The organism is Jeotgalibacillus sp. S-D1 (assembly GCF_004358665.1).
Taxonomy (GTDB): Bacteria; Bacillota; Bacilli; order Bacillales; family Jeotgalibacillaceae; genus Jeotgalibacillus.
In genome coordinates this window covers 171,830-186,804 of the sequence record NZ_SMZR01000002.1, presented here as the reverse complement: position 1 = coordinate 186,804, position 14,975 = coordinate 171,830, and the positions used below count along the sequence as shown (strand labels likewise).

At 40.3% G+C, this 14,975-nt stretch carries 7 protein-coding genes; all 7 read left to right on the top strand.

The window, feature by feature from the left end; all coding sequences use genetic code 11:
* Nucleotides 1–165 precede the first annotated feature (165 nt).
* Entirely contained in the window at nt 166–4,884 is a 4,719-nt protein-coding gene (locus E2R51_RS07965) for a cell wall-binding repeat-containing protein (RefSeq protein ID WP_133376531.1), read from the top strand.
* Nucleotides 4,885–5,016: 132 nt separating this feature from the next.
* Nucleotides 5,017–6,903, top strand: coding sequence for an LTA synthase family protein (locus E2R51_RS07960; RefSeq protein WP_133376530.1), 1,887 nt, complete (start codon nt 5,017–5,019; stop codon nt 6,901–6,903).
* A gap of 828 nt (nt 6,904–7,731) precedes the next feature.
* Complete coding sequence (locus tag E2R51_RS07955; RefSeq protein WP_133376529.1) at nt 7,732–9,963, top strand: cell wall-binding repeat-containing protein; 2,232 nt, start codon at nt 7,732–7,734, stop codon at nt 9,961–9,963.
* A gap of 21 nt (nt 9,964–9,984) precedes the next feature.
* Nucleotides 9,985–10,722 (top strand): hypothetical protein, encoded by a 738-nt coding sequence (locus E2R51_RS07950; protein ID WP_133376528.1) that lies wholly within the window; start codon nt 9,985–9,987, stop codon nt 10,720–10,722.
* 257 nt (nt 10,723–10,979) lie between these two features.
* Nucleotides 10,980–12,488 (top strand): murein biosynthesis integral membrane protein MurJ, encoded by a 1,509-nt coding sequence (gene murJ, locus E2R51_RS07945; protein WP_133376527.1) that lies wholly within the window; start codon nt 10,980–10,982, stop codon nt 12,486–12,488.
* Nucleotides 12,489–12,500: 12 nt separating this feature from the next.
* On the top strand, nt 12,501–13,394 hold the full coding sequence (locus E2R51_RS07940) for a PIG-L deacetylase family protein (RefSeq protein WP_133376526.1): 894 nt from the start codon (nt 12,501–12,503) through the stop codon (nt 13,392–13,394).
* Nucleotides 13,395–13,430: 36 nt separating this feature from the next.
* A complete protein-coding gene (locus tag E2R51_RS07935; protein WP_483299922.1) occupies nt 13,431–14,894 on the top strand; it encodes an O-antigen ligase family protein in 1,464 nt (487 codons plus the stop codon).
* Nucleotides 14,895–14,975 lie beyond the last annotated feature (81 nt).

Here is a 14,975-nt window from a genome sequence, read left to right as displayed (position 1 = left end):
TTATCAAATATTACAGAAATGTAATAAATTTCTCGAAAAATATTGACTATTCAGAATTGGTTATATAAAATTACATTGTTCGGATATATTTGGTAATGTGGGGTGAAATTTGTTATACGAGTGTAATAGATTTTAGTTTCATACATACTTAAGGGGGAAACGTACTTGACGAAAAAATGGAAGCGTAATGTAACCACTGCTTTGGCACTTTCACTGGCTCTTGGCAACTCTTCTTTAGCTCTTGGACAGGAAAACAACGAAGGCAAAGAAAAAAAGGATACTAATTCTGCTATTCCAGCCGATATTTCATCAAAAGTTCAGGCTAAACTGGCTAAGATGACAGGAGCCAAAAAAGGGAAAGTAACTGAAGATAAAGCCGCTATAAAAGAAAGTGAAGATGTGCGTGTCATTGTTGAATTGTCCGGGGAGACAGCTATTCAGTACGCTACTAAAAAAGGTGTTTTATATAAAGAATTATCCGAAGGCGAAAAAGACTCTTTTGAAAAAGATGCAGCCACCTCTCAAAAAACCGTTAAGCAGGCAATTGCTTCAAGCGGTGTAAAGGTAAATTATAAAAATGACTTCTCTGCCTCTTTCAACGGGTTTAGCGGAATTGTAAAATATAAAGATTTAGAAAAAATTGAAAAGCTCTCAGGCGTTAAAAAGGTGTATATTGCCAATGAGTACGAACGTCCTGAATTTGAGAAAGACATGGACACTAGCCATGAATTTATACAATCCTACCAAACCTGGGCGGATGCCAAGTATAAAGGGGAAGGAATGGTTGTTTCCGTTATTGATAGCGGAACCGATCCTACACACCGTGATTTCATCCTTAGCGACGGGGTGGAAGGTGAACTGACACAGGAAGAAGTAGCCGGGCTAAAGGCTGATTCCAGTGTTAAAGGTGACTTTTTTACAGAAAAAGTACCATACGGCTATAATTACTACGATTTGAATAATACGATTCGTGACACGGGTGCCGATGAGATGCCTCATGGAATGCACGTAGCAGGAACAGTTGCAGCGAATGGAGATACTGAAAACGGGGGTATTAAAGGGGTAGCACCTGAAGCACAGATTCTGGGAATGAAAGTATTCTCAAACGATCCTATGTTTCCTTCTACCTTCTCCGATATTTATTTAAAAGCAATCGATGATTCGATTAAATTAGGTGCTGATGTATTGAATATGAGTCTGGGGTCGACTGCTTCTTTCTATGAAGAGGAGTCACCTGAAGATCTTGCGATTACCCGAGCAGTCGAAAACGGTATTGTGTCAACTGTTTCGGCAGGAAACTCAGGTCATATTGGCCGCGGGTTTGATAATCCGCATTATGAAAATCCTGATATTGGGCTAGTCGGAGCACCGGGTCTGAATGCAGATACAATCCAGGTGGCTGCATCTGGAAATCAATTAGATTTCTATTCTCATACTGTTTCAGGTGAAGGAGTTCCTAATTTTGAAGGCTTTGGTATTGATGACTGGAGTGAGCTCGGTGAAGTGGAAGTAGTCAGCTTAAGAGGACTTTCCGGTAAACCGGGTGCGCTGGGTGCACCAGAGGATTATGCAGGAATTGATGTAACAGGAAAAGTGGTTGTCGTGGAGCGCGGCGCACTGACATTTGTTGATAAAACAATAAATGCAGCAAAAGCAGGGGCAGCAGGTATTATTGTTTATAATTCTACCAGTAATATATTTTATAAAGACCAGGGCGGCTGGGATATTCCGTTTATGAAGGTTGAGCGGGCAGCAGGTCTTGATCTTGAGGAAGCATTAGCGGATGGTTCATCGTTAACCATGGATGTAACCCAAAAATCACGTGAAGAAGGACCGGAAGTGGGTCGTGCCACTGACTTTACTTCATGGGGAGTAACTCCTGACCTGGAATTTAAGCCTGAACTAACAGCACCAGGCGGAGGCATCTATTCTACATTAAATGATAATAAATACGGCATAATGAGCGGTACGTCCATGGCAGCGCCTCATGTAGCCGGGGGAAGTGCTCTCGTACAGCAATACCTGAAAAAAGATACCCGCTTTAAAGATTATACAGCTGACGAGCGCACACGTTTGGCGAAGGCGCTCTTAATGAATACAGCCAATGTCATTGAAGACCTCCAAGGTCAGCCGTTTTCACCACGCCGTCAGGGTGCAGGTATGATGCAGACCTACGCAGCCGTTTCAACACCTGTTTTTGTAACGGATAAAGAAACAAAAGAAGCAAAAGTTAACTTGAAGGATTTTACTTCTAAAACAGTTTCTATGACATTAACAGCATCTAATCTATCAGATAAAGCTGCAGAGTACACGCTTGATACTTCTGTTCTTTCTGACACGTTTAAAGTAAAAGGTGGAGTCACTGTTAATGCGCTTGTTGCAGGAGATCTTGAAGGAGCAGTTGTGAATGGTCCTGAATCGGTCACGGTACCGGCAAATGGCTCTGTTGATATTACCGTTTCCCTCGACCTTACAAACGCAAAGGTTAAAGGCACGGATGCAGACGGCAATGAAAAAGTAGTCGATTTGCCTGAGGACCAATTTGTTGAAGGATTTGTAAAGCTTGTTTCAACCGATATTGAGAATCCTGATCTCGTTGTTCCATATCTGGGCTTCCATGGTAAATGGGACAATCCGGATATTGTTGATGAAATGACATTTGAAGAGGGAGACCGTTTCTACGAAAAATCTGTATTTGACAACTATTATCCAGAAGGTAAAGAATATTCAGATGTTATATCTAACGAATTAGAGCTCATAATTGACCCAATAGAGGTTGATGGGGAAACTGTATTCCCGCTATCACCTGGTAATCAGGACGGACTATATGATGATGTACTGCCACTGCCGGTCTTTATGCGAAATGCCAAAGAAACTCAGTTTAATGTGTTAAAAGAAGATGGCGCGAAGCTTAGAACTATTATACTGGAAAACAATATTCGAAAAAATTATTACGCAGCCAGCTTCCCTGCCTATGATCCGAGCAAACCAGAGGAATTTGAAATTCCACTTAAAGTTTCATCACGTACCTGGGATGGAACTGTGCAGAACAAGGAAGTTGAAGACGGCAAGTATTCCTACGAAATTAAATCAAGGGTAGATTTTGATGGGGCGAAATGGCAGTCGAAGAAAATTCCTCTATATGTGGATAATACCGCTCCGGAAATTTCTGATTTTGCTTATGACCGCGACACCAATACGTTGAGTTTCAAAGGTGAAGACGCGGGAGTTGGGATTGAAGGTTATATCGTCTATATTAATGATGAAGATATCCTGCCTACAGATTATATTGACTCTGCTACTACCTCCATAAAGCTGGATGATTATGGAATCAAAGCAGCGGATGTGGACGAAATAGAAGTTGTAGCTGTTGACAAGGCATTAAACTTCAGTTATGAAACAAACTATGCTGATGATACGACAGAACCAGTCATTTATTTAGACGATTCATCTCCGGAACCTTATAAACACTACAATACTAGAACTATAACTGTAGCTGGAGTTGTGGCAGAGGAAACAGCACTTGAATCCATCAAGGTGAACGATAAGGTAGTAACGTTTACAAAACTTGAAGGAGAGGATGAAGGTTTATACAGTTTCTCTACCGAAGTAACGGTTGATGCTGATGGCAGACATGACGTAATCATTGAAGCAACGGATGTAAACGGAAACTCCGTCTCTATTGCGCGCGGTTACTTTGTAGATACAGTTGCTCCGAAAATCGTGATCAATACAGACAAGCTGGTAAATAAGGCGACAGATAAAGTAGATTTGGACGTGTTATTAAGCGATAACTTCAATGAAGTTCAACTTTCACTTGAAGACGATGTATTGTTTAACAGCTATGGAGACAGCGAAGTGAAATATTTAGAGCCTTTTGAAGGCAAAGTGCCGGTAACAGTTGACCTGGCTTTAGGGAAAAATGAATTTAACTTCCATGCCAATGACAGCGCAGGCAATAAGACATCATACAAGCTGACCATTACACGTAACGAATCAGATTTGTTTGTTGAACGTGTATCCGGATCTGATCGTTATGTCACTGCGGTTGAATTAAGCCAGTCCGAGTGGGATTCAGCTGACACTGTGATTCTTGCTCGCGGCGACAACTATGCGGATGCACTTGCTGGTGTACCTCTAACGAAGAAACATGATGCACCATTGCTATTAACACGTACAGCTGCATTGCCAAAAGCTTCATTAGATGAAATCAAGCGTCTTGGCGCTAAAAATGTAGTAGTCCTTGGCGGTGAAGGAGCCATTTCAGCAGATGTGGTGAAAGTACTTAAGGATCAAGGAATCAAAGTAAACCGCATTTCGGGTAAAGACCGTTATGAGACAGCTGCTAAAATTGCCAGTGAATTTGGCACATCGAAAAATGCAGTACTTGTAAACGGACTGAACTTCCCGGATGCACTGTCAGTAGCGAGCTACGCGGCAGATCAAAACCTTCCGATTCTTCTGACTGGCGATAAATCAATGCCGAAAGCAACAAAAGACGCATTGGTGAAGCTTGGAGCGGATCGAACGTATGTAGTAGGCGGAAAATCTGTTGTACCGGATGCTATTGCCAATCAAGCTCCTGGTGCGTACCGCATCTCTGGTAAGGACCGTTATGCAACTTCACTTGAAGTAGCTAAGTTCTTTGGCCAGGAATCTGATACAGTTTACGTAGCAACAGGCACAAATTATGCCGATGCCCTTTCTGGTGCAGCTGCTGCAGCTAAAGCGAACTCCGGTTTATACCTGGTAGGAAAATCGGTATCGGATGAGCTTGGTGAGTACCTTAAGGATGAAGACATGAATTACGCTAAAGTTATCGGTGGAGCTAACGCCGTTTCTGATGATGTAATTCAGCAGTTAAACGATTATTTAGAGCAATAAATTTTTCCTCAGAACAGCTTGCAGCGCGCTTCTAATCAGGCGCAGTAAGCTGTTTTTTCTTTTGTAACAATTTTTACAGAATGTTTACAAAATAAATTGAAAGTGAGATAATATTACTGAGGTGTTAAATTTATGGAAAAAATTCTTTTGTGGCTCAGATCTTCTCATGTGATGATCGCTATGTTTATTATTATAAAACTTTATATTGTAAGGATCTTATTACTGGGCGATGTTAACCCTTTACGAATGGCTTACCTTGAACTTCCCTTTCTTATTGCCCTCTTTCTATTAATCTCTCTTTTATTCAGAACATGGTCCGCTTATTTTATGCTTTTTTTAAACGCACTTTTCTCATTGCTTTTTGTCAGCATGCTTTTATATGAGCGTTATTTTAATGTCATTCCGTCCTACTACGATATGAATCAAATGAGTCAGGCCGGCTCTGTTTCAGATACGGCTTCCATGCTTTTTTCGCCATTTGATTTGCTATTTTTTATTGATTTCATTTTAATAGGGGCTTTTGTTTTGTTCCAAAAGGGTACGAAAAAGCTGAAGAGCAATGTGCTTCAGCGAAAGATGGTAAGCATCCTGTTGATCTTTTGCCTTGCATTATCTTCTTTGCTGGTCTATCTGAAAATTGACGAGCCTTTGCTCGACTCTGGTTTATACGCAAAAGAACATGGTCTGATTAATTCACAATTATTACAGGCTTTCAGCCGGGCTGAGACTGTATCAGCGATGGGCAGCTATGATCCTTCCATGTCCTATGAAGACATTCTTGCCCTGAAAGGAAATGAATTAGTGCCATTTGAAGAGCAGAAATATTTTGGCGCTGCAAAAGATAAGCATCTAATCGCGATCCAAGTGGAATCACTTCAGGATTTTGTGATTGACATGGAGCTAAACGGACAGGTCATTACACCATTTTTAAATCAGCTGGTTGATGAAAGCTTATATTTTGATGAGGTCTATCAACAGATAGGTGCAGGTAATACATCTGATACAGAAGTATTATTTAATATGTCTGTATATCCGTCCGGCCTTGAACCTACTGTAAATGAAGTGCATAAAGGAATGGCTATTCCTTCACTGCCGCGTCTGCTTGGTGAACACGGCTATCATAGTTCTACTTATCATACAGATGATGTCACCTATTGGAACCGGGATCATTTATATCCTGCTTTAGGCTTCGACACATTTTATGATAAAGAGGTGTTAGGAGAAGAAGATGTGATTGGCATTGGCTCTTCTGATGAATATTTATTTGATCAGTCGTTGAATATTTTTGACGAGCTGTTAAAAGACAATGAAAAAATATATGCCAATGTTGTCACCATGACCAGTCACACACCATTCGTCATACCGGAGAAGTATCAGGAGTTAGATTTACCTCCTGAGTATGAAGACACACTGATTGGAAACTATCTGCAATCGATTCATTATACGGACAAACAAATTGAGAAATTTGCCCAGGGCCTTAAAGACAGAGGGCTGTGGGACGATTCCCTCATAACCATTTTCGGCGATCACTCGGGCGTACATGGCCAACTGCTGTTAGATGAAGATGTTTCACTTCTAAGAGAGTACTTCGGCAGAGGTTATTCCTTAGTAGACCGCTTTAATGTCCCGTTTATTGTAACAGTTCCCGGCGAAATTGAAGGAGAGCGCATCAGCCATACAGGCGGTCATATTGACATGATGCCAACAGTGTTAAACCTGCTGGGTATTACACCTGATAACATGACGATATTTGGACATAATCTGCTGGAGTATAATCACAACCTGTTGGGAATGAGGTACTATTTACCGCTGGGTTCCTTTATTAACAACCAGGTAATGTTTTCTGAGCAGTCAGCAAAACGGGACCAAAGAATGTTCAATCTGGAAACCTCCGCTGCTTATAAGACGGACGAAATAAAAAATCTTTTAGAAAATGCTTATAGGGAAGACAGAGAAAACGTCATGAAAATAATGGATGCCTCTGATCAATACCTGCTTCATTTATTTTCGGAAAGTTAATGAGCAAACTGCCCTCACGAACATTTACTTGTTCGTGAGGGCAGTTTTATTTAGCTTGAGGATTCTGTAAATTGACTGCTCAAGGGGCGCGGGCGGTGCAGGTGGGGGTTACGGTGGGTCTGCTCGTTTGTTGCTCCGTCGGTTCATACGCCGTTCGCTTGCCCCGTATGCCCAGACCGATAAAAGCGGAAATGTGATCGATAAAGTGAAAAAGTTGATCGATAAAAGTGAAAACATGTTAGATAAACCGTCGGTAAGGTGCTGTCAGACCGATATAAGGAGAAAGTAGTTCGATAAGTTGTGGAAGATGATCGATATATCGCAAGAGATGATCGATAAAACGAAAAAGATGCACGATAACTGGCTGGATTCCCGGACCTGCCCGGGATCGCGAGTGGCATTACTCAAGTCGCTTCGGCCCAGACCGATAAAAGTGGAAAGATGATCGATAAAGCGAAAAAGATGATCGATAAAAGTGAAATCATGTTAGATAAACCGTCGGTAAGGTGTTGTCAGACCGATATAAGGAGAAAGTAGTTCGATAAGTTGTGGAAGATGATCGATATATCGCAAGAGATGATCGATAAAACGAAAAAGATGTACGATAACTGGCTGGATTCCCGGGCCTGCCCGGGATCGCGAACGGAAAAGCAACAGACCTCCAGAACCTCCCACACACCATTAATTCTTTTCTTTTTAAAGGAATTAATTCAATATATATCTAGTAAAAAGATTATAAAGAACCATTTTATTATTTGATTGATTAGTAGGATAAATTCAATAGTATGATTAAAATATACTATTTTTTAAGAAAATCAGGAGGTCGTTATGAGGGAGATTAAGGTATTTATTGTTTCTTTGCTTCTTTTTTCATGTTTGTCTCTTACAGGGAAAGCTGAATCAGAAAAGAATATTGTTGTTATTGACCCGGGTCATGGCGGAATGTATTCGGGTACACTTGGATACTCGGGAGCTTCGACTGGTTATCATGAGAAGCATGCGAATTTAGAAGTTTCATTGAAACTAAGGAATGAGCTTGAAAAACGCGGTTATGAAGTCGTTATGACAAGAGAAACAGATCGTCATTTTGAAAATGAAAACAGAGAAGATTTAAAGGCCAGAATGGATTTTGCCAATGATTATGTAAAGGGTAAAAATGACAAGGCTGTTTTTATCTCCATACACCACAATGCCACAACTTCTCCAAGTTTCAGAGGGTTTGAAACCTATTACTTCGACAGAGATGAGGAAATTGATCCGGAATATCCTCCAGATCCCATGCAAATGATTTATTCGCCCGAAAGTAAAAAAGCTGCCAGGGCCATACATAGCAGTACGCTTGCAAATGCTCCGATTTCAGAAGGACGCGGAATGATCCCAATGGACTTTTTTGTGACCCGCAATGCACAAATGCCGTCAGTGTTAGTAGAAGTTGGCTATATGTCCAACCCTACAGAGGAAAAGCTGATAAAAGATCCTTCTTTTCAGCAGAAAGTAGCTACAGGCATATCAAACGGGGTAGACAGTTATTTTGATTTTTATGTTGTATATGATGAAAAAGATAACATTCTCTATACGAGTACTTCAAAAGAGAGTGCACTAAATTATGCCGGCTCAAGAGAAAAAGTGAGAGTAGTGTACAGAAAAACAAATGAAGAAATTTTTAACAATATTTCTCTTCGTTATGCTGTTCGCCATTCTTCCCAATCCTCTTTTAAGCATGATTTTAACACCGAAGAAGAGGCTATTGCTTTTGCTGAAGAGTGGGCGAATACCCGTGTGATAGACAATGAAGAAGAAATCGTGGTGTGGTCTAATTATTTAGAGCCCGATTACCAGGTAATTCATACAAGCAAGGGTGTAATCTACACAGGATATGATCGGAACTATGCCATTGAGACAGCCCAAAAAACACAAAACACCAGCGTTTCTGATCAAAAGACGGGCTATATTATCTGGTCAAATTATTTAACGAAGAATTTTGAAGTTCGTCATAAAACGAAAGGTGCATTAACAGGTTTCTACAGTGAGGAAGAAGCAATTGCTTATTCGGATTTGTGGAAAAACACAGAAGTATTTAATAAAAGCACAGGCAGTATTGTTCACAGTAATTTGGATCCTTCCTACAACTATACCTTTACATCTGATAAAGTCTCTGCACCGGACAGAATGCTGACATCAATTGAAGTGTCGAAAACACTTTATCCAAACGGGTTCAATTCGAATCATTCTGAAAAAACGGTCATTCTTGCGACGGCATTTCAATTTGCAGATGCACTTGCCGCTGGTCCATATGCAGCCCAGCTGAATAATGCACCGATTCTTTTAACACGGCCGGACAGAATATCTGCTGAACTTAAAAATGAATTAAAACGATTAAAAGCAAATAAAGTTACGGTTGTTGGCGGAACGAACGCAGTTTCGGGTCCGGTTATGACTGAGATTAAAAATCTTGGATATACAGTCGAAAGAATTTCAGGAAAAGACCGTATTGAAACCAATTTAAAGTTGAATTCAAAGCTTAAGAATGTAACTGAATCAATTGTAGTATCGAGTACCGATTTTCCTGATGCACTGGGTGCAACACCGGTTGCTGTAAATAATAATTCTTCCATTGTACTGGTAAATCCTAAGAGGATGACAGAACAAACGGCCAGCTATCTTCAAAATAAGGACGTTACCATTGTTGGAGGCAGCGCGGCTGTTTCACCTGAAGTGGAAGCACTTATTAAAGACAATATTGGTTCGGACCGTGTTGAACGGTTAGCAGGTAAAGACCGATATGAAACACTAGCTGCGGTTCTCAATCATTACCAATCTGACTTGCATTCAACGACTGTATTAGTATCAACGGGGACTAATTTCCCCGATGCACTGACAGCTTCGTCTTTATCAAAAAAACATGCTGCACCTCTTATTCTTACACGTGATCAATTACACCCGTCACTGGATGAATACATTTCAGCGTATGGAAAGGAACATGTAGTGGAAAGAGTGATATCTGTTGGGGGCGTCGTAAAAGAAGCGCCGCTAAACCGAATTATTCAATTGACGAAATAAGAAAGTGAAGGAGCGATCAATTTGAAAAGACTATTGTTTTTATTTGCTGCATTAAGCTTACTATTGGCTGCCTGTGGTATTGGATCCAATATTTCTGAAACAAGCAACGGAGAAGTATCAGAAGAAACCACTGAACCTTCAGCGAATGAAGCAGAAGTAGAGACGCAGGAACAAGTTGAAGAAAAGGAAACAGAAGTTGCTGAAGAGCAGGCAACTGCATCTGGCCAGGAAGAGATTAATCTGAACGACTACCGGCCGGCAACGGATAAGATCAGAACGTATGTGCAGGATGAATTTCAAATTACGTATGAAGTGGTTGATCAAAATGATCAATATGTACAGGAGTCCGTGAAATTTGGAGATGTCAGCTCACAGCATGTTTACCAGTGGGGAAAAGAAGGTTTCTCAATAGTCTACAGCGAAGAAAACCCTCAAAATGAAAGCAGTATAATTGAAGATTTTAAACCTGCTGAATCCCCAAAAGAGGCAGTATCGATTAAAAGCCAGGGAACTGGTGAAAGCGATAAATGGGATATGACCGTTTTAGAGGAAGAGTTGTCCGTTCCATATGATACTTTTCGTGATGATGTGATTATGATGAAAAAAACGGTAACGTCTGAGACTTCCGGTCAAAAAACGAGTACAATCCGTTACTATGCCCGGGATGTTGGCCTCGTTAAAGAGGTTATTGAAGTAGATGGAGAAAATGGCTACACGATCACTACGGAATTGGAAGAAATCACTGAAACCAATGAATAACCTGCCCAGGCTGGGACATCTCACTGAATGACAAAGAGAATGTCTTCATGAAATTATTTCATGAAGACATTCTTTATTTTGTCACAGCCCAATTTATATTCGGATTTTTAGTAAGCTGCCTGGGGGAAATTAGGTGTCACGAAACTGAAACTTAAACTTTACACGATTTATTTCAAAACAACTTTGGTTTTTCCCCGATTGTTTGGTATAAATAGATGAGTGCTATAATATATGGAAGTTTAAGAGAGGTAGTTATTTTGAAGTCTAAATTAGGTCTTGCCAGTTTGCTGTTTATTATCGCTTCACTTTTTTTAAAGATTTCCGGTTTGCTGAGAGATATGGTGGTTGCTTTTTATTTTGGTGACAGCTTTGAGGCGGGGGCTTACTTTGCTGCCTTTAATATACCTAATATGGTGATACTATTCTTGAATACAGGAATGAAAAACGCGCTCGTTCCTACCTATATAAATGCGATAGAAAAAAATCGGGGACCTTATCATTTATCCCAGGTGATGAAGGGCACGCTGATCGTAAGCGTCATCTTTTCCGTTATAGGTGCTGCGCTTGCACCGCTTTATATTCCCATGCTGTATCCAAACTTTAACGAACAGGCCACAGAAATAGCTGTACTAATCGCCATTATTTTCTTTGCATCCGTAGTAGCGGTTGGGATGAATTCAGTGTTAGAGGCGTTTTTTGATGCGAATAATCGATTTGCTATATCCGTCGTGTCCCAGATTGTTGTAATCCTTTCTTCTATCATATCAGCGATCCTCTTTGCAGAATCGATTGGTGTTTACTCCCTTGCTTTGGGTTATGCATTTGGTACTGTATTATCGCTTCTTTTGAAAACTCTGTTTTTTATTCAAAAGGGGACGTATACATTACGAGGAAAGTTTGACTGGCTGGAGATCAAGTCATTTTATATTGTATTCATTCCCGTAGCTGTTACGGTTATGATTGGACAAATTAATCTGACAGTCGATTATGTGTTTGCCGGAAGGTTTCAGGAAGGTGTCATTACCTATATTAACAATGCGAAAAATCTTGTTCACTTTCCTCAGGCCATTATTGGCGTCACGATTGGAACCATCATTTTTCCGTTACTATCAAAGGCCCAATCAACAAAAAATAATGAACTATTTCAAACCGGTATTCAGCGGGGATTATCAACGATGTGTCTTGTATTATTTCCTTCTGTTGCCGGGATGATGTGGCTGATGCCGAATATTATTGAGCTTGTATTTCAACGGGGTGCCTTCAGTGCAAGTGCAGCTGAAGCAACAACCATTGTAGCCTATTATTATGTGGGATCCGTCCTGTTTTTCAGTTTGCAGACCGTATTAAACAAAGGGTTTTACGCTATGCAAAAAGGACATCTTATCCTGACAATCGGCTCTTTCTCTGTTCTGTTGAATATCCTGTTCAACTATATTCTCACAGAAGTGATGAACAGCTATAACGGAATTCCGTTGGCGTCCTCCATTATGGCTTTCTTTTATTTTGCTGTAAGCTATTTCATTTTTACCAGACTGATAGGCGGATCCGGCCAAAAAGAAATGCTGGCTGAAATAATGAAAATAACAGCTGCTGTTGTTGTTATGGTAGGTGTATTATATTCTATTGATTTTTTCACCAGTACACTGCCCAACCTGGCAGAAATGATATTCGTTGCCATTGCAGGAGCGATTATTTATATTGCGGTCATTAAACTGCTGAACGTTAAAACCTTTTCTTTTTTACTATCAAACCTGCGCAGGAAATAAAGGAGTATTTTTATGAATATAAAAAAAGCGATGATGAGTTTAGCTGAACCTGTGATTAATCCGGCAACTAAGTTTATTTTAAAAAGACATTATAACCGTAAAAAAAACCTTACTCCGTTAGAGCCATCAAAGCATGTCCTCATCCTTGCTCCTCATATGGATGACGAGACGATTGGGCTGGGCGGCACAATATATGAATACAAACAGCACAACACGATTGTCCACTGTGCTTTTATCACCGATGGAGCAAGCAGCAATGGCGAAGTAAAAAGAGCGGACCTTTCTGCTGTAAGAAAAAAGGAGATTGACCAGGTAAAAGACCTGCTCGGTATTCATCACATTTACTACCTGGACACCCCTGATGGACAGGTGAAAGGAAATATACAAACAGAACAGGCCTTAAATCGGCTTGTCCAGGACATTCAGCCGGAGGTAATCTATACAACGGGATTTGTTGATGCACATCCGGATCATGTAGCGACTGCCGAGCTGCTATCCAGGGTGCTTAAACAAAATCCCGGATTGAACCCGCTAATCCGGCAATACGAAATTAATTGTCCCGTTCCGCCAGATGAAATAAACTGCATTATTGATATTTCATCATCGTTTCCAGTGAAAAAGGAAGCAACCAAACTATTCAAGTCCCAGATCATTGCATTCGACGGGTTTTTGGTGCTGTCAAAGGTGAAATCTCAGCTGCTGAAGAATTCATCTCCGGCGTATGTTGAAACATTTATTCAATCCTCCAGGGAGGAATTTATTTCTCAAACAGAGCAGCTGGAAACAAGGGCATATGCCTATCATTCACTATTTAAACAGGCAAACCGCACAGTAACCCTTCTGTGGGCAATTTATAAAAATATCAAGCTGAAGAAAAAAATTTATAACGAACGTACAGGTCTGTAAGAAGGCTTCAATTATTTGATTGGAAGGTGAATGTTGTTGGCTTTAAAGAAGAATGATTTATTATTTATACTTTCGGTTATCGTCCTGCTATTTATCGGAATGTTTTTAAATTTCTCCGTCGTTGGATGGATGATCACGCTTGTCTTTGGTGTTCTGGCCTTTGTAAGCCCGGTTTATGGTTTGACAATGCTCTTTATCTATATGCCTATCAGGCCATTTCTCATAGAATATAATCCAGCAATGCGGGCAATTGCAGATCTTGTCATTCTCATGTTGTTCCTAAAAGTAGTATGGAACAGCAGAAAAAACATTAAATCTCTTTTTGATTTCAAAGTTTTTGAATATGCTTATTTTGCTTTTCTGATAATAGGCTCTGTTTCCGCCCTGCTGATGGGCGTGTCCATTGTAGCAATTATTTTTCAAATTCGTGCGTTTATCTTGTTTTACCTTGTGTACTATGTTGTCAGACGGCTGGATATTCAAAAAGAAGATATACTCCGGCTGGCTTGGTCCATTATTGCGATCACCATCATTTTAATTGTACAGGGAATCGTTGAAAAGCTTTCGGTTCGGAGTGCATTTCTTCCATTAAGCTGGGAGCAGCTCCCGCTATCTGCAAAGAATCGAATCAGAATATATGGCATGCTGGGTAATCCCAATGTGTTTGGTATCTTCCTCTCCTTTTCTTTTGCGCTATTCCTGTACTTGCGCCGGTTGGTTCAGGGCAAACTGGTCTGGGGTCTGAATATTATGCTGGCTCTTTCAATGGGGCTACTAATCTTAACCTATTCCAGAGGAACCTGGATTGCGTTTGGTATCGCATTTTTAGTTTATGTAGTAGGAACTAGAAATTGGAAGTTGATCTTGTCTGTTTTGAAAATTACAGTTATCTCAGGAATTCTTGTCGTACTGCCTATTAATCTGCTTACCGATTATATTGAAAGCACTGAATCTGGCAGCACAAAAGTAGGAAATATTCAACAGTTTGATCAGGGAGGACAATCCAGTTTTTCTGAGCGGATCGGAAGTACTTTCAGTGATGAAACGATACAGGGCAGTCAGGGCTCTGGTCGGTTGTATATTGTAAAGAAAGGTTTCGAGATTTTTCAGGATCATCCTGTCATAGGAACTGGCTTTGGGACTTATGGAGACTCTGCCACATTAAGCCATGGTTCACCGCTTTATGAAAAATATGATGTACGGCCTAAGTTTTATTCTGACAATCAATATATTCAAATTATTGTTCAGACCGGCGCAGTCGGTGTACTGCTGTTTGCTGTATTTCTACTGGGAATGCTTATGGAATTATGGAAAATCAGAAAGCAGTCAAGATACAATATTTACATGATAGGAACGGTCCTGTCGGCTTATTTTATGGGAGTTGTCTATAATTTGTGGGAATCCGATATATTTGGTTTAGTATTTTTTGCTATGCTGGGTATAGCATTCCACATGAAAGAGAATGTTCATAAAAAATGGTTTGGATCGACAGGTAGTTAAAAAGTACTATTTTATTATAATTGAATAATTATATGTAGCAGTACCGCTGATATAACAGTAATATTGAAGAAGAGACATGAA